The following is a 19,934-nucleotide window of genomic DNA, read 5'->3' as shown; positions in this document are numbered from 1 at the left end:
GTCGTCCTCGCCGCGGTACAGCCGCAAGGAGGGCGGAGGCGTCGGTCCTGAGATCTCGGGCGACCGGCTGCGATCGCCTTCCGACCCTAGCCTGCGAGGGCGCGATCAGGGGCTCGCGGTAGGTGACGACTCTCTGAGAATCCCTTCCGGAACGTCCTGAGCGGGCGTCGGAGCCGTTCCGCCCCGCCCGGCGTGCTCGCCGCTCACCTGAGCGGCCGTCGTTATACTCGCAGGGCCACGGGGCCCGGACGTCGGTCCGATACTCGCGAACGACGAAACGGCTTGACATGCGTTCCCTCACCATCGTGATCCCGACCTACAACGAGGTCGAGAACATCGCGACTCTGCTCCCTCTGCTCGCGGACGTCGCGACCCGCAACCCGGACTTCTCCGTGCAGGTCTGCGTCGTCGACGACAGCTCGCCGGACAGGACGGCGGACGCCGCGCGCGTCGCGGGCGAGGCGCTCGAGACCGCGAGCTTCTCCGTCCGGGTGCTCAGCCGCGCGAGCAAGGACGGCCTGGGGGCCGCGTACGTCTGGGCGTTCGGCCGGATCGTCGACGCCCCCGACGCTCCCGACTACGTCCTGCAGATGGACGCGGACCTCTCGCACGACCCGCGCTACATCGACGAATTCCTGCAGGCGGCGCGGGAAGGAGCCGACTTCGTCGTCGCGTCCCGCTACATCCCCGGCGGGAGCACTCCCGACTGGACCCTCGACCGCAAGTTCCTCAGCCGCGGGGGCAACCTCTACACGAGGTTCTTCCTCGGGTCGGGGCTCACGGACTACACGGGCGGCTTCAACCTCTTTTCCTCGGATCTGCTCCGCAGGATCGACTTCACACGGGTGTCCGCCTCGGGCTACGGCTTCCAGATCGTGCTCAAGTACCGGGCACTGAACCTCGCCCGCACGGTCCGCGAGATCCCCATCGTCTTCATGGACCGCACGGTCGGGACGTCCAAGATCCCCACGAACACCCTCCGCAAGAACCTGGTGCTCGTGCTCTCGCTCCGATTCGGCCGCGCAGCCCGGTGAGCCGGGGTGGTCGGACGCTGCTGCGTGCGAGGGCCCTCCTCCCCGAGGTCCTCGCGGGAGCCGTCGTCGCTGCCGCGACCCTCGCCGCCATCGGGTTGCTGCTCGGCACCGAGTGGCAGTCGTACTTCCTCCGCGACGGCGACTCGCTCGCCCTGCCGCTGATCCTCAGGTCGCTGGGCAGCGGAGGACCCCACCAGTGGGTCATGACGAGCCAGCTGTTCCTGTTCCCGGAGCTCCCTCTCTACGCGCTGGCGTCGCTGGTCGGGGACGCGGCCGCGGCACTGCTGCTCAACGGAGTGCTCAACGTCGTCCTCCTCTACGCGACGGCGCGCTGGATCAGCGGTCTCGTCCTCGCGCACCAGCCCGCCTGGCTGCGGCGGACGGCCGCGGTGCTGTCGATCCTGCTCCTCCTGGCCCTCTGCCTGACGGAGACCAGGGCGCTGGTCAACGAGGGCGCCCTCGCGACGACCTTCCTCCTTACGACCTACTACGGAGGGTCCGTCCTCGTCGCGGCCGTCTGCGCCGCCCTCACCCTGAACCTGCTCAGGCCCGGAGGACGCCTGCCCGTGTGGAGCGGGCTCGCGATGGTCCTGCTCCTCGCGGCGACGACGCTGTCGGATCCGCTGCTGATGCTGCACTTCACAGCGCCGGCCGTGCTCGCGCTGGGCTCGCTCTGGCTGACGGCGCAGCTCGCCGGACGCCGCGTGCTCGGAATCGGCGCGCTCGTGATCGCCGGAACCGCCATCGGCTACCTCGCGCGCCTCCCGCTGTCCTCGCTCATCGCGACCGGCACCTCCAGCTACCTCAAGACGACGCTGGCCGGCACCGCGCTCACCGCTCTGCTCGACCAGCTGACCGACATCATGTCGACGCGGGCCGGGCTCCTCGAGCTGGTGACGATCGGCCTGCTCCTCGCGGCCGCCCTGGTGGTCGTGGGGGTGCGGATCCGCGCGCTCGCGACGGGTCCCCGCGAGCCGGGCACCGGCGACGAGCGACGGCCGGCACGGGCGTGGTTCCTCTGCGTCCTCGTCCTGGGCCAAGCGCTGGTCCTCCTCACGGTGCAGATCGTCTCGGGGAGCATCGTCTCGCGGTACCTGATGCCGATCGCGGTCTTCGCCTGCCTCGTCCCGATCGCCGTGCTCGCGCTTCCCCGGGTCCTGCCCGGGCTCGGGCGCGCCGCGTCGATCGTCTCGGCGGTCGCCGCCGGGACCGCCGTGGTCCTGCTCGCGGTCTTCGGCATCCGGACCGTGTCGTCGACCCTCCGCGCCGGTGTGCTCCAGCAGCCGGAGTCGCAGTGCGTGACGGACTGGGTCGGCGGGCGCGACATCGCCGGCGTCGGCTCGTTCTGGACCACCAGGCCGCTCTCCCTCTACGCGGGCCTGGACGTCGAGCAGATCAACACCGACTTCAGCATTCAGGTCTGGATGAGCGATCTGACCCGCTTCGAGAGACACTTCAGCTTCGTCCTCATCGATCGGGACACGCAGTGGCCGGACTTCGCCCAGGTCACGCTCGGCAAGCCTGCGAGCATCACCGCCTGCGGATCGGTCCTCGTCTACGACTACGCCGGGACCCCGGGCGAGCAGCGCCTCGACGAGATCATCGACACAAGCCTCGAGAGGGAGCGCGGGATCCATGGCTACTGACCTCGGAGCCCGTCCCCGTCGACGGGGCGGCCTGCTGCGCGAGACGGCCTGGGCCGTGGCGGCGGCCGTCATCAGCACGGTGGCGGCCGTCCTCGCCCTGCACATCAGCCCTGCGGACCTCACCACCCGCTGGCAGGTCGGCGGGGACGACCAGATCCTGCACTACACCCTGTTCACGAGCGCCACCCAGGTCTTCCCGTTCGCGACCAACGACGCGCTGGGCTTCCCCGACGGGATGAACGCCTTCTTCAGCGCCCAGTTCGACCTCTCCGCCGCGGTCGTCGTCTCGCTGCTCGGCCTGGTGGTGCGCGACGGCGTCCTGCTGCTCAACGTGTTCTACCTGCTCACCTTCGCCGGCGTGGCGGTCACCGGCTACGCCTTCTTCCGCGCTCTCACCGTGCGCCCCTGGGGCGCTGCGCTCTTCGCCACGGCGTTCAGCCTCGCGCCGTACCACTTCATCCGGATCTACTCCGGTCACGCCTTCCTGGCTAACTACTGGGCGATCCCCCTGATCGGGGTCCTGCTGCTGATGGTCGCCGGGCCGAGGACGGATCCGTTCCGCGGCTGGGCGTCCCGAGCGCGGACGAGAGCGAGCCGTCGAGTCCGCCGGATCGCTCCCGGAGTCGTCCTCGCGTTGCTGATCGCCTCGACGGGCGGGTACTACTACGTCTTCGCCGTCCTCGTGGTCGGCGGGGTCTTCGCGGCGGCGACGGTCGGGAGGCTCCTCGCGCGGGTCGGCTGGCGCGAGCTGCTGCTGCCCGCGGTGCCGGTCTTTGCTCTCGGGGGCTTCGTCGCCGTCGAGCTCCTGCTGCTCGGGCTCGGGTACGGCGAGCGGTACCGCCCCTACTTCGAGGGCCGGACGCTGTCCGAGTCCGAGTTCTACGCGGGGAAGCTCATCCTCCTCGTCCTGCCGTGGGCGGCGTCCGCGGTCCCGGGGGCGCAGGACCTGCTCGCCGACTACACCCGCGAGACCGGCATCCTCCAGACCACGGAGCCGCCGGGCTTCTCGATCATCGGATCGGTCGGCCTGATCCTGCTGCTCGGAGCGGGTCTGCTCCTCCTCCTCGCCGGCTCCGTCCCCAAGCGGGGCGCACTCGCCAGGCTGGTGGACCAGCCGCGGGTGGGTCTGCTCGCCTCCGCCTCCCTCTGGACGCTGGCCTTCTACGCGGTCACCGGGCTCGGAGTCGTGGTGTCGCTCGTCGCGGGCCCGACGATCCGCGCCTGGTCCCGGCTGTCGATCGTGCTGCTGCTGCTCGCCCTCGCCGCCGTGGCCCTCGTCCTGGACAGGGTGACGGCGCGGTTCGGCGTCCGCGCGATCCTGGGGGTCGTCGTCTCAGGAGTCGTCGTGGCGGATCAGCTCGTCGGGGTCTCCGGCCTCGTCGTCCTGAACCCCACCGACGACAGGGAGATGCGAGAGTTCGTCACGGCGGCCGACGACCTCCTGCCCGGCGGCTGCGGCGTGGTGCAGCTGCCGCTCAAGAGCTTCCCGGACAGCGGGAGGATCGGAGAGCTCGACGACTACGACGAGGCGCTGCCCTACCTCTCGACCGACGACGGCGATCTCGAGTGGAGCTACGGGTCCGTCGCGGGGACCTATGGCTGGGACGTATGGTCGTCCGTGGACTCGCCGGCCGAGTTCGACGCGGCCGTGGACTCGACCGGCGCGTGCGCCGTCTACGTCGACACGGCCGGCTACACCGAGTCCCCGCTGAGCTGGCAGCCCTTCGTCCAGGCGGCGACGGGGACCACCGTCCCCGCGGTCGCCTCCGACTCCGGTCGCTGGCTCCTCTTCGTCCCGGGGAGCTGAGCGCGCACCGCACCCGGCCGGGCGGGCATCCGGCCCGGCCGCACGGGCCGATTACACTGGTCGGGTGCCTGACGAGACCACCACTCCCCAGCGACCCCACGAGGGCGCGAGCGACGCCGAGACCATCGCCGAGCTCCGCGAACGCCTCGACGAGCTCCTCAACGACCCGCTCGACGAGTGGGCGGCCAACATGAGCTTCGGCGGCTCGCCCTTCGTCGCCGACTTCGAGTCGACGCTGTCGTGGAAGGTCACCCGGCCGCTGCGCGCGGCGAGGACCTTCCAGATCCGCGTCGGCCAGCTCGGCCTGCCGGGAGCCGTCCGGCACACGGTCCGGTACGCGCAGCGCCGCTTCGGGCAGGGCCGGTGAGCGACGTCGACACGGTGGGACGCGACGAGCGCCGGGCCTTCATCCTCCAGCGCCTCGAGCAGATCGCTCCGTTCGTCCTCGAGGACGCGGAGCTCGCGGCCGACCTGGCCCGCCGGGGCCCCGGCCCCTTCCTCGACGAGACCGCCCGGGCCGTCCAGCGCCGCGACTCCGACGACCTGACCTGGCTCTCGCTCACCGCCTTCCTCGGCGTCTACCCGGTGCCGCACCTCTTCAACTGGTTCAAACGCTCGCTCCAGCTGGCGCAGCCCCATGAGGCGATGCGGGTGTTCATGGTCGCCGGCACCCGGGCGTCCACCGGCTTCCACGATCTCTCGACGACCCTCTCGGTCGTGACGGGGGAGGTCGTGGTGGACGTAGACTTCTGCGCCCGCAACTCCCACGCGACCGGCATCCAGCGGGTGGTCCGCCAGACCATGAAGCGCTGGCACCGCGACCGGGAGCCGATCCTCGCCGCCTGGGAGCACGGCTCGATGTCCCTGCGCCGCCTCGGCGCGGGCGAGCTTGAGCGTGTCGTCGACTTCGAGACCAGCAGCAAGCGCCCGTGGGATCCGGGTCGTCCCGAGCGGGTCGAGTTCATCGTCCCCTTCCGCTCGACCCTCGTGGTCCCCGAGGTCCCGGCGATGGGCATCTGCGACCCCCTGGCCGCGCTGGCGCAGTACTCCGGGAACACCGTGAGCATGATCGGCTACGACTTCATCCCTGTCGTGAGCGCCGACACGGTGCCGCCCCACGAAAGCCTCCGCTTCGTCAACTACCTCACCGTCGTCAAGCACGCGAGCCGCGTCGCGGCGATCAGCGGGGCCGTCGAGGAGGAATTCGCCGGCTTCAACGCCGCGCTGCCCGCTCAGGGTCTCGAGGGTCCCGAGCTGCACGCCGTCCCGCTGCCGGTGGAGGCGCCCCCGCTCTCGGGAGCGACGACCCCGGAGAAGGACGACCTCCCCCTGGTCCTCTCCGTCGGCAGCCACGAGCCGCGCAAGAACCACCTGGCGATCCTGTTCGCCGCGGAGATGCTCTGGCGCGAGGGGAGGAGGTTCCGTCTGCGCTTCATCGGCGGAGGCAATCCCTGGGCCACGCAGGTCTTCGACGTGCGCATCCGCGAGGCGCAGCGTCGCGGACGAGCGGTCGAGGTGATCCGCGGCGCCGGCGACGACGTGCTGATGTCCTCCTACCGCAACGCGCGCTTCTTCGTCTTCCCGTCGACCCACGAGGGCTACGGCCTGCCCGTCGCCGAGGCGCTGGCGCTGGGGCTGCCCTCCATCACGTCCGATCGCGGATCGCTCGCCGAGATCGCCGCCGACGGCGGCTGCATCACGGTTGACCCCTACGACGACGACGAGCTGACAGCGGCGATGCGCGAGCTTCTCGACTCCGACGAGCGTCTCGCCGAGCTCACCGCCGAAGCGCTCGCCCGCCCCAAGCGGACCTGGAACGACTACTCCGCGGAGCTCTGGGAGGCCCTCGTGCCCTCGGTGCCGGCTGCGGACGAGGAGGACGCCCGTGCGTGAATCGACCGCTCTCGAGCGCCTGACGCTGCTGCTCGAGACCCTCGAGCCCACCGCCGTCCCCGCCCGCGAGGTGCCGGTGCTGGTGCGCCAGGTGTCCGACGCCGTGGGGCAGCCGACCTTCGAGCACACCTGGCTCCTGCTGGCGGTCCTCACGGCGGAGCTGCCGGTGCGGGACCAGGTCGTCGACGCCCGCCGCACCGCCCGCCTGGACGGAGTGCCCGCCCTGTTGGAGTCGCTGCTGCGGCCGACCCCGGCCTCGCGCGTGCTCGACGCCGTCCGGGCGCCCGGCTCCGTCGTGATCGCCCGCCACGCCGTCCTCGTCGACGTCCACCACACGGCTCGAACGGGGCTCGCCACCGGCATCCAGCGCGTGGTACGGAACACCATCGTCGAGTGGAACAGCCGGCACGAGGTCGTCCTCCTCGTGTGGGACGACGCGATGTCCGGCTTCCGCGAGGTGGGCAACGATCTGCGGACGAACGCGCTGTTCGGATCCGTCCCCGATGCGCGGCTCGATCCGCACGCGCCGGTCGTCGTGCCCTGGCAGTCGCTCTACGTCCTGCCCGAGCTCGCGATCGAGGATGCGCGGAGCGCCAGGCTCGCTGCGTTCACGGAGTTCAGCGGGAACGCCACCACGATGATCGGGCACGACTGCGTCCCGCTGACGACGGCGGAGACGGCGCACGGCGGCATCAGCGGTCAGTTCCCCCGGACCCTGGTCGCCGTCTCCCACATGGACCGCGTGGCCACGGTGTCCTCCGCGTCCGAGACGGAATTCCGCGGCTGGCGGGGCATGCTCGAGGGCGACCGGGGCCCGGAGATCGACGCGGTCCCCTTGCCCGCGTCCGCGGGGGGCAGCGAGACGGCGGATCGGGAGAGCACCCGTGTCCGGCTGGGGGCCGCTCCCGGCCAGCCCCTCGTCGTCTGCATCGGCAGCCACGAGCCGCGCAAGAACCACCTGGCCGTCCTGCACGCCGCCGAGCTCGCCTGGCGCTCGGGTGTCGACTTCGCCCTCGCGTTCATCGGCGGCAACGCGTGGAACAGCGAGGAGTTCCAGGGCCGGATGCGGGCACTGCAGGACGAGGGCCGCACGGTCGACTCCTTCTCCGCGATCACCGACGAGCTGCTCTGGAGCGCCTACCGCAGTGCGCGCTGCACGATCTTCCCGTCCCTGAACGAGGGCTTCGGGCTGCCGGTTGCCGAATCCCTGGCCGTCGGCACGCCCGTCATCACCTCGGACTTCGGCAGCATGCGGGACATCGCCGCGCAGGGTGGGGCCCTGCTCGTCGACCCGCGCGACGACCACTCGATCCGCGACGCGATGATCTCGCTCGTCGCCGACGACGAGGTGCACGCGCGCCTCTCGGCCCAGGCCCGCGATCGGACGAACCGAACCTGGACCGAGTACGCCGACGACCTGTGGAGCTACGTCACGGCCGTCGCGCCCTCGGGGGTCTCGGTCCTCTAGACGGCTCGGAGGCGTCCCTTCCCGCGGAGGGGCGCCTCAGACGTCCGCGAGGCCGCGCGCGGCGCGCACCAGAGCGTCCGCGGCGTCGGTCCATGGCCGGATGTCGCCGGGGTCGATCCGGCGGGGAGCGACGAGGGCGGACTCCAGCGCCTCGCGCAGGGCCTCCTCGTCGCCGGGGGGCACGAACCGAGCGGACGACTCGTGTCCTCGGAGCGCGTCCCGGATGCCGGGCACGTCGGAGACCACGACGGGCGTGCCCGAGGCCACCGCCTCGAGGGCGGGGAGGCCGAAGCCCTCGTGCAGGGACACGAGGGCGAGCGCGGCGGCACCGGTCATCAGGGCGGGCATCTCGGAGTCCTCGACGAACACGGGGGAGAGGCGGACGTCCGCACCCGCCCTCCCCGCCTGCTCGACGGCGGTGCGCACGTCCTCGTCGTCCCAGGAGGTCGCTCCGACGAGAAGCAGCACCGCGTCCTCGGGGCGGTCGGCTGCGCTGAAGGCGCGCACGAGCGCGGCGATGTTCTTGCGGGGCTCCAGGGCGCCGACGAAGAGGACGTAGGGGCGGGGACCGATCCCGACCCGGGTGCGCACGGCCGCCACCTCCTCGTCTCCGCGGGGCCGGAAGACGGACGCGTCCACGGTCGTCGGCAGCACGACGATCTTCCCGGGGTCCACCTCGAGGTGCTCGACGATCTCGGCGGCGGCCGACGGGGTGCCCGTGGCGACGAGATCGGAGCGGGCGAGCCATCCGGGCATCCTCGAGGCGAGGAGGGCGCGGCGCGCGGCGGGCACGAGCTGAGGGGCGACCGCGAAGCACGCGTCGTGGACGAAGGTGATCGAGCGGGAGCGGCGGGTGAGCGCCCAGTTGCGGTAGTTGGGGAAGAAGTGGACCCCGCGGCCGGTGATCAGGTCCAGCGGGACCGAGATCCGCGTGAGGAGACCGACCAGCCGCCGGGGCAGCGGGATCGCCCGGATCCGGAACGGCAGGCCGAAGCGCCCGACAGCACGCGTCTCGGACGCCGGCACGAAGAGCACGACCTCGACCTCGCCCCGGTCGTGCGGCTGGACGAGGGCCCGGAGGGTCTCGAGGAGGACGTGGCCCACCCCTGTCAGCCGCTCGGACGCCAGCGGACTCGCGTCGACGAGCAGCCGGACGCGCTCACCCGTCACGCCAGGGTGACGCCGTCGACCGTCGCGGAGGCTCCGACGTCGACGAGGCCGACCCGCTTGGTGGTGCGCTCGACGGTGAAGCGGGCTCCGACCGGGACCCGGGTGAACTCGCCGCCCTCGAGAGTGGACGCGGACGCGTGCACGGCGTAGGTGCCTCCGCCGAAGTGCGTGTCCGGGAGATGGAAGACGACCGTGGTCTCGCGGGTGAGCGGCGGGTGCTCGAAGCCCAGGCGCATCGTGTTAGTGCCGAAGACGACCTGTCCGAGCGGGGTGTCGACGCCCATCCCGAGGAACCAGTGCTCGAGCGGGACGGTGGTCAGCGGCCTCAGGGTCACCCGGACCTCGAGGTCCTCGCCGGGCCGCAGGATGCGGTTGCCCTCCTCCAGCGTGCCGCCGTCCAGCTCGACGGCGACGATCTCGGCGGGCTGGACCTGCTCGGGTTCCTCGCCCGACTCCTCGGCCTCGGCGACGGCCTCGGCCGTCTCGCGCTCGACGCGCTCCTGACGGGAGGACTCGAATCCGTTGCGCAGGACTTCGAGGCCGCGCGACGTCTCGCCGTCGTAGATGATGTTCCCGTGATCGAGCACGACGGTGCGGTCGCAGAGCTCGCCCACCTGCTCGAGCGAGTGGGTGACCAGCACGATGGTCTTCCCCGCGCGCTGGAAGGCGCGGATGCGGTCCATGCACTTGCGCTGGAAGGGCTCGTCGCCGACGGCAAGGACCTCGTCGACGAGGAGGAGGTCCGGGTCGGTGTGGATGGCGATCGCGAACGCGAGGCGCACGTACATGCCCGAGGAGTAGAACTTCACCTGCGTGTCGATGAAGTCGGCGATCTCGGAGAAGTCGACGATCGAGTCGAACTTGTCCTCCAGTTCCTTGCGGGAGAGGCCGAGGATGGCGCCGTTGAGGAAGACGTTTTCGCGGCCGGTCAGGTCGGGGTGGAAGCCCGCGCCGAGCTCGAGCAGCGCGGCCAGCCGGCCCCGTCGCTCGACCGTGCCGGTGGTGGGCTGGATGATCCCGCCGATGAGCTTGAGCAGCGTGCTCTTGCCGGAGCCGTTCGCGCCGATCAGGCCGACGGTGGAGCCGAGCGGGATGTCGAGATCGATGTCCCGCAGCGCCCAGAAGTCGTCGCGGTGCTGCTTCCCGCGCCCGAAGTTGACCACGCGCTCCTTAAGGCTCTTGTCCTTGCGGATCACGAAGCGCTTCGAGGCGTTCTGCACGCGGATGATCGTCGGCATCTGCGCCGCGTCGGGAAGGGCGACCTCTGTCTCGAGTGTCATGCGATCAGATCTCCTGGGCGAAGTTGCCCTCGAGGCGGCGGAAGATGCGGTGGGCGATCCACACCAGCACCACCCCGACCAGGAAGACGATGAGAAGGTGCAGCGCCATGTCGGCGGGCCAGGGCTGGCCGGCGACCGACCGGAAGGATCCGTCGGCCTGCTCGACCTGGGTCTCGCGCGAGCCTGGTCCCCAGATGCCGCGCTGGAAGGCGAGCATGGCGTTGGTCATGGGATTGAGCAGGTAGATCTGCTCGAGCCAGTTCGGGACGGTCTCCACCACGAACGACCACGCATAGGTGATGGGGGAGAGCCAGAAGAAGATCAGCAGGCCGACCTCGACCAGGAACTGGATGTCGCGCAGGTAGACGTTGAGGGCCGAGAGTGCGAGAGCGAGGGCGAGACCGTAGACGAGCGTCACGGCGAGCGCCGGGAGGATGAAGAGGAGCTGCCAGCTGACGTTGAGCGCGCCGAGCGCGACCGCGCCGACGATCAGGACGAGGAACTGCACGGCGAAGTTGAACAGCGCGGCGCCGATGGTGGCGACCGGGAAGATCTCGCGCGGCAGGTAGACCTTCTTGATCAGGCCCGCGTTGGCGAGGATCGAGGTCGTCCCCGTGGCGACGATCTCGCTGAAGAGGTTCCAGAGCGTCAGCCCGCAGAAGACGAAGATCGCGAACACGGGGATGCCGCGCGCCGCCCCGAGGAACTGGCCGATCGCGACGTAGTAGATCATCAGCATCACGAGCGGGCGGATCAGCGTCCACACGAAGCCGAGGCTGGAGTCCTTGTACCGGGCCTTCAGCTCGCGGTTGACCAGCAGCCGGAGGAGCTCGCGGTGCTTGAAGATGTCGATCAGGGCCGAGACGAACCCGCTCTTGCGGCCCTCGCCGGGCTGCGTCCCGCTCTGGTGGAACGGCTCCCGCGCGATCGCGTCGACGCGGTCGGCCGCGCGCGTGATCGTCGATTTCCTGCTGCTCATCGGTCTCCCAGCCATAGCACTGCCGTGGCGGCAGCCAGATCATTGTACGTACCCGCTCCCGCGCCCCGGCGGTGCGGCGCGGAGCGGGCGTCGCGGGTCAGCGTGAGCGCGCCAGCTCGAGGTCGTTCTCGACCATGCGGGCGACGATCTCCTCGAAGCCGACGGTCGGCGCCCAGCCGAGCACTTCGCGGGCCCGGGAGGCGTCCCCGCGCATCTCGGGGGCGTCCACGGGGCGCGCGAACCGCGGGTCGATCGTGACCCGCTGCTCCCAGTCGTCGATGCCGGCCGCGGTGAAGGCGGCACGGACGAAGTCGCGGACCGAGTGCGCGACTCCGGTCGCCACGACGTAGTCGCCCGCCTCCTCGGCGCGCGAGGCGCGCACGAGGGCGTCCACGTAATCGGGAGCCCAGCCCCAGTCGCGGCGCGCGTCGAGATTGCCGAGCGAGAGCTCCGACTCGGCGCCCGTCGCGATCGCCGCGACTCCGGCGGTGATCTTGCGGGTGACGAAGCCGAGCGGCCGACGCGGCGACTCGTGGTTGTACAGGATGCCGGACGAGGCGTGGAGCCCTCGGCCGCGGTAGACCGCGACGAGGTGGTGCGCGAACGCCTTCGCGGCTCCGTAGGGCGAGACCGGGCGGATCGGGGTCCGCTCGGTCTGCGGGTTCTCGGTCGCGGCCCCGAAGATCTCGGAAGAGGAGGCCTGGACGAAGCGGATCTCGCGGCCCGCCGACTCCTGGAGCGCCAGCGAGGCCTCCAGGAGCGCGGCGACCGCGGTGCCGGTCACCTCCGCCGTGAGCACGGGCTCCTTCCACGAGAGCGCGACGGAGGAGAGGCCGGCGAGGTGGAAGACCGTGTCCGGCTGCGCCTCCGCGACGATACGGCCGAGGCCGGAGGCGTCGCGGAGATCGCCCTCGAAGGCGCGGACGGCGGCGGGAAGAGCGGCATCGTCGGTCCCGCGCACGAGCGCGGAGACCTCCCAGCCGTCGGCGAGCAGGCGCTCGACGAGGTAGCCCCCGTCCTGACCGCTCGCTCCGGTGACGAGAGCGGCAGGCATGACTACTTGATCAGCGCGGACTGCTCGGCGAGGTCGTTCTCGACCATCATCGCCACGAGCTCGGGGAACGAGACCTTCGGCTCCCAGCCGAGGACGTCGCGCGCCTTCGCCGGGTCGCCGATCAGCAGGTCCACCTCGGCGGGACGCATGAACGCGGGGTTCTGGGTCACGTACGGGGTCCAGTCCTCGATGCCGACGTGGTTGAAGGCGATGTCGAGGTACTCGCGGATCTCGTGGGTCTCGCCGGTCGCGACCACGTAGTCGTCGCCCTCGGGCTGCTGCAGCATGCGCCACATCGCGTCGACGTAGTCGCCGGCGAAGCCCCAGTCGCGCTTCGCGTCGAGGTTGCCGAGCTCCAGCGTCTCCTGGAGGCCGAGCTTGATGCGGGCGACCGCGAGGCTGATCTTGCGGGTGACGAACTCCGGGCCGCGGCGGGGCGACTCGTGGTTGAAGAGGATGCCGGAGGAGGCGTGCATGCCGTACGACTCGCGGTAGTTGATGGTCATGTAGTGGCCGAAGACCTTGGCCACTCCGTAGGGCGAGCGCGGCCAGAGCAGCGTCTCCTCGCTCTGCGGGACCTGCTGGACCTTGCCGAACATCTCGGAGGAGGAGGCCTGGTAGAACTTCACGCGCGACATGTCGGAGCCGGCGTAGAGGCGGGTCGCCTCGAGGATGTTGAGGACGCCCTTGCCGGTCACGTCGGTGGTGAGCGACGCGTTCTCCCACGAGTAGGCGACGAACGAGATCGCACCGAGGTTGTAGACCTCGTCGGGCTGGGCGGCGGCGAGCACGCGCACCAGGCTCGACACGTCGGTCAGGTCGCCGGTGAGCAGGGTCACCTCGGGCACGGTGCGGCGGACCAGCTCGTACTTGGGGTTGTTCTGCCCGCGGACGAGCCCGAAGACCTCGTAGCCCTTCGAGAGGAGGAGCTCGGCGAGGTAGAGGCCGTCCTGGCCGGTGATTCCGGTGATCAAAGCGCGGGGCACGTGGTGGTCCAATTCGTCGGGGTCGATGACAGCGGGACACATACTACCCACGGGCACGGCAGGGCGCCGGGAGCGGTGCGGCCCGCCGGTATCCTGGCCGGGCTTCGGACCGATTGGACGCCATGCCGGAACTCCGCCCCGTCACGCTCGCCGTGCTCACCGTCGACCCGGGCGGGATGGGCGGCGGCGAGACCTACGCGCGCGCGCTCACGCGCCTCCTGGCGCCGCGGCCGGGGGAGGAGGGGCCCGCCGTGCAGGTGCTCGTACCCGAGAACGCGCGCGGCTTCAGCGAGGGCGTGCCCGAGGTCGTGGCCGAGGGGGTCGTCAGCGGGGCGGGCCACCGCCGCCGGGCCGTGGGGATGCTCCAGGCGCTCCTGCGCACGCCGCGGCTGCGTCGGCGCCTCGGCCGGGACGCGGTGCTCTACTTCCCGTTCACGGTCCCGCTCCCGTGGCCGTCGCGGCGGCAGGGGCACGTGCAGATGCTGTTCGACCTGCAGCACCGCGACCTCCCGCACCTCTTCCCCCGCGTCGAGCGCGTCTTCCGCCGGCTCGCCTACGAGGCGACCGCTCGCCGCGCCGACGCGGTCATCACCATCAGCGCCTTCACCAAGGGGCGGATCGTCGAGCTGCTGGGCATCCCGGAGGAGCAGATCCACGTGTCGCATCTCGGCGTGGACACCCGGCGCTTCGTCGCGAATCTGGGCACACGCGAGGACTTCGTCTTCTATCCGGCGCGCGCCTGGCCGCACAAGAACCACGCCCGCCTGTTCGAGGCGGTGCGCCTGCTTCGGGAGGAGGGGCACGCCCTCCGCCTCGTGCTGACAGGAGGGGATCTGGACCGCCTCGGCCCGCTGCCGGACTTCGTCGAGTGGCGCGGCCACGTCACTCCGGAGGAGCTCGCCGACCTCTATCGCCGAGCCGCGGTGCTGGCGTTCCCGAGCCTCTACGAGGGCTTCGGCCTCCCGCCGATCGAGGCGATGGCGTCGGGATGCCCGGTCGCCGCCTCCGACGCGGGCTCGCTCCCGGAGATCTGCGGGGACGCCGCGGTCTACGTCGATCCGCTCGAGCCGCGCTCGATCGCGGACGGGATCCTCGAGGCGATCGAGCGGACCGGCGAGCTCGGCCCGCTCGGCGTCGAGCGTGCCCGGTCCTTCAGCTGGGAGCGCTGCCGGGAGGAGCACCTCGCCGTGCTCCGCCAGGTGGCGCGGCGGCGCGGGCGCTGAGGAGTCCGGTCAGTCCCGCGGGTGCAGGAGCCGGCGCCAGCTCAGTCCCTGGGCCGCGCGCATCGCGCAGAGCACCACGAGCAGCCAGCCGGCGTCGAGCAGGATCGAGCTCTCGGCCAGCGCGGTGACCATCAGCACGGTCAGCACCAGCACCGGCCAGACGTGCACGACCGCCATGCGCTCGGAGGCGATCAGCCAGGAGCGCCAGAGCGCGAGGCCGATCAGCACGACGAAGAGGACCACCCCGACCGCGCCGACCTGCAGGGCCACGTCGAAGAGCGCGTTGAGGCTCGACGAGTGCGGGCGGCCCGAGAGGTAGTCGATGGCGGTGAAGGGGTAGAGGTCGGGCCGCCAGTAGCCCACCCAGCCCCAGCCGACGATCGGAGCGAGGTCCGTGAAGCGCCAGACCTGCTGCCAGAGCCGCAGCCGGAACTCGAACTCGCTGCCCGCGTTCAGCAGCTCGATCACCCGGTAGCGCAGGAGCCACACGGTGAGGGAGGCCGCGGCGGCGACGCCGAGCACCGCGAACTGCCGCCGACGGCGGTGGGTGCCGTCGCCGTGGCGCACCCAGCGCAGAGCGAGGGCGACGACGACGGCCACGGCGAGCACGCCCGCGCTCACGGCGGAGCGCGTGAAGAGGAGGGTGACCGCGGCGAGGGCGATCGAGGCGACGGCCGGCCCGCGGGCGACGGAGCGGGTCATCAGCTCCACCGAGAACGTCACGATCGCCAGCAGGCAGACCAGCCCGAGCTGGTTGCGCGTGCCGACGAGTCCCTGGATCGGCCCGCCGACCGCGAGCAGGCCCTCCACGCCGAGGAAGCGCAGCGGCTGGTCGATCAGCACCCCCGAGAGCACCTCCACGGCCAGCGAGGCGATCAGCACGACCCGCAGCACGTCGCCGACCGAGCGGATGATCTGGATGATGTCGCGCGTGAGGCCGATCGCGATCGCCAGGAACGCCAGGGCGAACTGGTAGACGACGCTCGAGACCGTGGCCCAGGTGTAGTCGCTCCACAGCACGCTGAGCGCGATCCAGCCGAGGAACACCAGGATGCTCGTGGGCAGCAGGCCCTCCCAGTCGAGCCGCCCGCGCCGCAGGACGAGCATGACCGCGGCGAGGGCGGTGAGCGTGGCGACGGCGGCGATGTAGCCGGGCCAGCCGAGGAGTCCGCGGACCGCCGGAGCGCAGAGGACGGTGACGAGAGTGGTCTGCGCGAGGGCCGCCGCGAACTGCGGGGACGCCGTCGCGTCGGCGACGGAGGCGGGGAGCGAGGGGCGGCGGGGCCTCATCGCCTCGGGGAGGCGTCGGCGAGGGGGAGCGGGGTCGCGGCGAGGACCTCGGGCGTCTCGCTCGCCGGCCGCTTGGTCTGCACTGCGAAGAGGACGAGGAGCAGCCAGCCTCCCTCGATGAGGATCCGGCTCTCGAACAGCGACTGCGCCAGGAGGGCGACCACGATCAGCAGCGGAGCGAGGCTGACGGCCGTGTAGGGGAGGGTCGAGGTCGCGTCGCGCCGCGGGCGGTCGACCGCGCGGAACCAGGAGCGCCACAGCGTCGAGACGGCGAGCGCCGCGAAGAGGACGAGGCCGACCGCTCCCAGCTGGAGGGCGACGTCGAGCCAGGCGTCGTGGGCCTGCAGGTAGAGCACGCCCTTGCGCTCGGCGAGAGTGTCGAACGGGGCGGCCCAGGGAGCCCAGTAGCTGACCCAGCCCCAGCCGAGGACCGGACGCTGCAGCGTGAGCGCGATCACCGAGTCCCAGATGCCGAGGCGGCCCGTGGCGTCCTCGCTCTTGCCGAGCAGGCCGAGGAGGGCGCCCCAGCCCGCGGCGCCTCCGGCGACGGCCGCCACCGCCAGCCCCGCGGCGGTCAGGTAGACGGGACGCCGGCGGGACTCGCCCCTCCGGCGAGCCCAGAGCGCGAACGCGGCCGCGAGGACGACGGCGACGAGGCAGAGCAGGACGGTCGCCGAGCGGGTGAGCAGGAGGGTCGCGACGAACAGGGCGACCCAGACCGCTCCCCACCGGCGCCGGATCGAGTGGGCCGCCAGCTCGATCGCGATCACGATCAGGCCGAGCAGGGCGAGGAAGCCGAGGAGGTTGCGGTTGCCGACGATCCCCTGGACGGGCTCGCCGGTGAAGAGGGCGGCCTGCGACCAGTAGAAGGCGTCGGGCGTCGGTCCGTCGGCGGGAGGCTCGACGCCGAACGGCAGGACGGGCTGCCGCACGACGACCGCGACCACGAGCTCGAAGAGGAGCGACAGGCCGACGGAGAGGCGCAGGGCCCGTCCGAGAGCCGTGAGCAGCTCCCGGCTGCTCAGCGTGACGGCGAGGACGACGCCGCCGAGCGTCGTCGCGAGCTGCGCCGTGACTCCGATCGCGCTCGCTCCCGGATAGGCGGACCACAGCAGCGAGAGCACCGCGAGCCCGAGGAAGAGGACCAGCGACTTCGGCGTGCGGGCCCAGCGCAGGCGGGGGCGGGCGCGGACGAGCACGGCGATCGAGGCGCCCAGGAGCACCGCGACGACGACGCCCCAGCCCCACCATCCGGCGAGGTTCCGCAGCGACTGGCCGGCCAGCAGCACGGCCAGCACCGCCACCGCGAGCGCTCGGGGAGCGGCGGGGGCGGCGCGTCGGATCATGGCGACCAGTCTAGGGAGCGGGGGCGGCGCGGCGGCGTGCCGGGCGCGCCGCCGCACCCTCCCCGGCCGGGGAGGCTCAGACGAACGCAGCGGTGCCGGTGATCGAGCGGCCGACGATCAGCGTGTTCATCTCGCGGGTGCCCTCGTAGGAGTAGAGGGCCTCCGCGTCGGCGAAGAAGCGGGCGACGCCGTAGTCGAGGACGATGCCGTTGCCGCCCATCACCTCGCGGCACCAGGCGACGGTCTCGCGCATCCGGGCCGTCGCGTAGGCCTTCGCGAGGGCGGAGTGCTCGTCGCGCTGCTCGCCTGCGTCGAGCATCTCGGACACGCGGGTCGCCAGGGCGATGCTGGCCGTGATGTTGCCGATGCTCTTGACCAGGAGGTCCTGCACCAGCTGGTGCCCGACGAGCGGCTTGCCGAACTGCACGCGCTCCTTCGCGTAGCGCAGCGCCGCGTCGTAGGCGCCGATCGCGACGCCGATGGCCTGCCAGGCGACTTCGGCACGGGTGAGCCGGAGCACCTTCGCGGTGTCGCGGAACGAGTTCGCGCCCTGCAGGCGCAGCGACTCCGGGACGCGGACGCCCTCGAGCACGATGTCGGCGTTCTGCACCGTGCGCAGGCTCTGCTTGCGCGCGATGGCGGTGGCGCGGTAGCCCGGCGTCGAGGTGGGGACGAGGAAGCCCTTCACCTGGCCGTCCTCCGCGTCCTTCGCCCAGATCACGGTCACGTCGCTGAAGGTCGCGTTGCCGATCCAGCGCTTCTCGCCGTCGAGGATCCAGTCGTCGCCGTCCCGGCGGGCGGTGGTGCGCAGGCCCTGGGCGGAGTCGGAGCCGGAGTGCGGCTCGGTGAGGCCGAAGGCGCCGACGACCTCGCCCGAGGCGAGCTTCGGCAGCCACTCGGCGCGCTGCTCCTCGGAGCCGGCGACGCCGACCGTGCCCATCACCAGGCCGTTCTGCACGCCGACGTAGGTCGCGATGCCAGCGTCCACCCGGCCCAGCTCGAGCGCCACCCAGCCGCGGAACACGGCGGAATTCTCGATCGCGCGGGTCTCGGGCCAGGAGAGGCCGATGACGCCGGTGGCGTGGATCCCGGGGATCAGCTGCCGCGGGAACTCCGCGCGCTCCCAGTACTCGTCGGCGATCGGCCGCACCTGCTCCTCGAGGAACGCGCGGACGCCGACCAGCAGCTCCTTCTCGGCGGGCGTGAGCGCCGCCTCGAACCCGTAGAAGTCGGCCCCCAGGGTCTCGAAGGTCGTGCTGTCCATGCTCTGTGCTCCCTCGCTCGTCGGATGCGGCACGGCGACCGCTCCGACGGCGACAGTGCTGCGACTCCCAGCGTACGAAGCGCGCCTGCGAGTGCCGCGTCCTCTGGCGGAGAGCACCAACAGGCGGGCCCTCCTCCCTGGCCCGCGTTGTGGATCCTGCTAGCGTCGCAGCGGAGCGGCCCCGGCGCGTCCGGCTGAGCGGCTCGGACCCACCCCTCGGACGGAAGGCCAGCGCTCCCGTGTTCATCCCGATCGGCAACACCCCCCGCGACTACGCCTGGGGCTCGCTCACCGGCATCTCGGAGGCCCTCGGCACCGCGCCCTCCGGCGCCCCCGAGGCCGAGCTCTGGCTCGGCGCGCACCCGGGCTCGCCCGCGCGCGTCCTCGACCCCGCCTCGGTCGGCGCCGGCACGCTCGCCGAGTGGATCGCCGAGCACCCCGAGGCGGCGCTCGCCGGAGTGGATCACCCCGAGGCGGCGCTCGCCGGAGTGGAGGGGTCGGTCGATCCGGTCTCGGGCGCTCCCCGTCTGCCGTTCCTGCTCAAGATCCTCGCGGCGGGCGGGCCGCTGTCGCTCCAGGCCCACCCCTCGTCCGAGCGGGCCCGGCGCCGGTTCGTCGAGGAGGAGGAGGCCGGCATCCCCCGCGACGCCGCCGATCGCAACTACAAGGACCCGTTCCACAAGCCCGAGCTGATCTACGCGCTCAGCGAGACCTTCGACGCGCTCTGCGGCTTCCGTGAGCCGGCGGACGCCCGGGCGCTGCTCGCCGAGCTGTCCGGGCGCGCCCCGGCGGAGGAGGCGGCCGCGATCGCGCGGTTCGCCCGGACGCTGGAGGGCGAGCCCTCGGAGGTCCTCCGCGGCGCCGTGTCGTGGCTGCTCGCCGACGGCGACCGCGCCGAGGTCGCCGCGCTGGTCTCCGCGGTCGTCGCGGCGTCCGCGGGCGACGACCGCCTCGAGACGACCACGGTCCGGGACCTGGCCGAGAGCTACCCGGGCGACCCCGGCATCGTGCTCTCGCTCCTGCTCAACCGCGTCCGCCTCGCCCGCGGCGAGGTGCTCTACCTGCCCGCCGGGAACATCCACGCCTACCTCGCGGGCACGGGCGTGGAGCTTATGGCCGCCTCCGACAACGTGCTGCGCGGGGGCCTCACGCCCAAGCACATCGACGTGCCCGAGCTGGTGAGCGTGCTCGAGTTCTCGCCGCTGCCCGTGCCCTACCTCCCGGCCGAGCAGGCCGGACCGGGCGTGCGCGTCTACCGTCCGGACGTCCCCGACTTCGTGCTCGCCGTCGTGGAGCCGGAGTCGGAGACGCCGGCCCGCGTCGCCCTGCACGGACCCGCCATCGCGATCGCGACCGAGGGCTCGTTCTCGCTCGAGGGCGCCGAGGGCTCGGTCCGCGTCGAGCGCGGCGGCAGTGTGTTCGTGACCCCGTCGGAGGGCGCTCTCGCCGTCACCGGACGGGGCAGGCTCTTCGTCGCGACGGTCTGATCCCTCC

The 19,934-nt window shown here is 72.0% G+C and carries 16 protein-coding genes; 8 read left to right on the top strand and 8 right to left on the bottom strand.

Going from position 1 to position 19,934, the window contains the following annotated elements; translation table 11 throughout:
* Positions 1-287: 287 nt before the first annotated feature.
* From C5C36_RS01110 to C5C36_RS01085, 6 genes are all read left to right on the top strand, one after another.
* The gene (locus C5C36_RS01110; protein WP_104266831.1) at positions 288-1,034 is read left to right on the top strand and encodes a polyprenol monophosphomannose synthase; all 747 of its coding nucleotides are present in this window, start codon (positions 288-290) and stop codon (positions 1,032-1,034) included.
* Positions 1,031-2,680 carry a hypothetical protein gene (locus tag C5C36_RS01105; RefSeq protein ID WP_104309094.1) on the top strand — a complete coding sequence of 550 codons (1,650 nt, stop codon included), beginning with the start codon at positions 1,031-1,033 and terminating at the stop codon, positions 2,678-2,680. Before C5C36_RS01110 ends, C5C36_RS01105 begins: the two co-directional genes overlap by 4 nt.
* Positions 2,670-4,487, top strand: coding sequence for a hypothetical protein (locus C5C36_RS01100; protein ID WP_146085292.1), 1,818 nt, complete (start codon positions 2,670-2,672; stop codon positions 4,485-4,487). The genes C5C36_RS01105 and C5C36_RS01100 overlap by 11 nt, the downstream gene beginning before the upstream one ends.
* A gap of 64 nt (positions 4,488-4,551) precedes the next feature.
* Complete coding sequence (locus tag C5C36_RS01095) at positions 4,552-4,854, top strand: hypothetical protein (protein ID WP_104266828.1); 303 nt, start codon at positions 4,552-4,554, stop codon at positions 4,852-4,854.
* Positions 4,851-6,380, top strand: a complete 1,530-nt coding sequence (locus tag C5C36_RS01090; protein WP_104309092.1) for a glycosyltransferase family 1 protein — start codon at positions 4,851-4,853, stop codon at positions 6,378-6,380. The genes C5C36_RS01095 and C5C36_RS01090 overlap by 4 nt, the downstream gene beginning before the upstream one ends.
* Positions 6,373-7,848 (top strand): glycosyltransferase family 1 protein, encoded by a 1,476-nt coding sequence (locus C5C36_RS01085; protein ID WP_104309091.1) that lies wholly within the window; start codon positions 6,373-6,375, stop codon positions 7,846-7,848. The genes C5C36_RS01090 and C5C36_RS01085 overlap by 8 nt, the downstream gene beginning before the upstream one ends.
* 36 nt (positions 7,849-7,884) lie before the next feature.
* Here the strand turns inward: C5C36_RS01085 and C5C36_RS01080 are convergent, their stop codons facing one another.
* The 5 genes from C5C36_RS01080 to C5C36_RS01060 form a co-directional block, all read right to left on the bottom strand.
* Complete coding sequence (locus C5C36_RS01080; RefSeq protein ID WP_104266825.1) at positions 7,885-9,018, bottom strand: glycosyltransferase family 1 protein; 1,134 nt, start codon at positions 9,016-9,018, stop codon at positions 7,885-7,887.
* Positions 9,015-10,298 carry an ABC transporter ATP-binding protein gene (locus C5C36_RS01075; protein WP_258063401.1) on the bottom strand — a complete coding sequence of 428 codons (1,284 nt, stop codon included), beginning with the start codon at positions 10,296-10,298 and terminating at the stop codon, positions 9,015-9,017. Before C5C36_RS01075 ends, C5C36_RS01080 begins: the two co-directional genes overlap by 4 nt.
* 4 nt (positions 10,299-10,302) lie before the next feature.
* Positions 10,303-11,277 (bottom strand): ABC transporter permease, encoded by a 975-nt coding sequence (locus tag C5C36_RS01070; RefSeq protein ID WP_104309090.1) that lies wholly within the window; start codon positions 11,275-11,277, stop codon positions 10,303-10,305.
* Positions 11,278-11,374: 97 nt separating this feature from the next.
* Positions 11,375-12,331 carry a GDP-mannose 4,6-dehydratase gene (locus C5C36_RS01065; protein WP_104309089.1) on the bottom strand — a complete coding sequence of 319 codons (957 nt, stop codon included), beginning with the start codon at positions 12,329-12,331 and terminating at the stop codon, positions 11,375-11,377.
* A 2-nt stretch (positions 12,332-12,333) separates the two neighbouring features.
* Positions 12,334-13,317 carry a GDP-mannose 4,6-dehydratase gene (locus tag C5C36_RS01060; protein ID WP_104275317.1) on the bottom strand — a complete coding sequence of 328 codons (984 nt, stop codon included), beginning with the start codon at positions 13,315-13,317 and terminating at the stop codon, positions 12,334-12,336.
* Between the two features lie 122 nt (positions 13,318-13,439).
* On the opposite strand from C5C36_RS01060, the gene C5C36_RS01055 reads away from it, so the two are divergent.
* Positions 13,440-14,540 carry a glycosyltransferase family 1 protein gene (locus tag C5C36_RS01055; RefSeq protein WP_104309088.1) on the top strand — a complete coding sequence of 367 codons (1,101 nt, stop codon included), beginning with the start codon at positions 13,440-13,442 and terminating at the stop codon, positions 14,538-14,540.
* Positions 14,541-14,549: 9 nt separating this feature from the next.
* Here C5C36_RS01055 and C5C36_RS01050 read toward each other — a convergent pair whose 3' ends face one another.
* From C5C36_RS01050 to C5C36_RS01040, 3 genes are all read right to left on the bottom strand, one after another.
* Positions 14,550-15,830, bottom strand: coding sequence for an O-antigen ligase (locus tag C5C36_RS01050; RefSeq protein WP_104262432.1), 1,281 nt, complete (start codon positions 15,828-15,830; stop codon positions 14,550-14,552).
* Positions 15,827-17,176 carry an O-antigen ligase gene (locus tag C5C36_RS01045; RefSeq protein ID WP_104262433.1) on the bottom strand — a complete coding sequence of 450 codons (1,350 nt, stop codon included), beginning with the start codon at positions 17,174-17,176 and terminating at the stop codon, positions 15,827-15,829. The genes C5C36_RS01050 and C5C36_RS01045 overlap by 4 nt, the downstream gene beginning before the upstream one ends.
* Before the next feature lie 76 nt (positions 17,177-17,252).
* Complete coding sequence (locus C5C36_RS01040) at positions 17,253-18,440, bottom strand: acyl-CoA dehydrogenase family protein (RefSeq protein WP_104255244.1); 1,188 nt, start codon at positions 18,438-18,440, stop codon at positions 17,253-17,255.
* A gap of 239 nt (positions 18,441-18,679) precedes the next feature.
* On the opposite strand from C5C36_RS01040, the gene manA reads away from it, so the two are divergent.
* On the top strand, positions 18,680-19,927 hold the full coding sequence (gene manA / locus C5C36_RS01035; protein WP_104309087.1) for a mannose-6-phosphate isomerase, class I: 1,248 nt from the start codon (positions 18,680-18,682) through the stop codon (positions 19,925-19,927).
* Positions 19,928-19,934 lie beyond the last annotated feature (7 nt).

Source organism: Rathayibacter sp. AY1G1 (assembly GCF_002932095.1).
Taxonomy (GTDB): domain Bacteria; phylum Actinomycetota; class Actinomycetes; order Actinomycetales; family Microbacteriaceae; genus Rathayibacter.
The sequence above is the reverse complement of the archived record's forward strand: the minus strand, read 5'-3'. Positions and strand labels throughout refer to the sequence as shown.

What these genes read in the sequence shown, in the direction of transcription:
- C5C36_RS01110 (WP_104266831.1), top strand. Translation starts at nt 288, where the DNA reads ATGCGTTCCCTCACCATCGTGATCCCGACCTACAACGAGGTCGAGAAC.
- C5C36_RS01100 (WP_146085292.1), top strand. Translation starts at nt 2,670, where the DNA reads ATGGCTACTGACCTCGGAGCCCGTCCCCGTCGACGGGGCGGCCTGCTG.
- C5C36_RS01075 (WP_258063401.1), bottom strand. Translation starts at nt 10,298, where the DNA reads ATGACACTCGAGACAGAGGTCGCCCTTCCCGACGCGGCGCAGATGCCG.
- C5C36_RS01070 (WP_104309090.1), bottom strand. Translation starts at nt 11,277, where the DNA reads ATGAGCAGCAGGAAATCGACGATCACGCGCGCGGCCGACCGCGTCGAC.
- C5C36_RS01065 (WP_104309089.1), bottom strand. Translation starts at nt 12,331, where the DNA reads ATGCCTGCCGCTCTCGTCACCGGAGCGAGCGGTCAGGACGGGGGCTAC.
- C5C36_RS01055 (WP_104309088.1), top strand. Translation starts at nt 13,440, where the DNA reads ATGCCGGAACTCCGCCCCGTCACGCTCGCCGTGCTCACCGTCGACCCG.
- C5C36_RS01050 (WP_104262432.1), bottom strand. Translation starts at nt 15,830, where the DNA reads ATGAGGCCCCGCCGCCCCTCGCTCCCCGCCTCCGTCGCCGACGCGACG.
- C5C36_RS01045 (WP_104262433.1), bottom strand. Translation starts at nt 17,176, where the DNA reads ATGATCCGACGCGCCGCCCCCGCCGCTCCCCGAGCGCTCGCGGTGGCG.
- C5C36_RS01040 (WP_104255244.1), bottom strand. Translation starts at nt 18,440, where the DNA reads ATGGACAGCACGACCTTCGAGACCCTGGGGGCCGACTTCTACGGGTTC.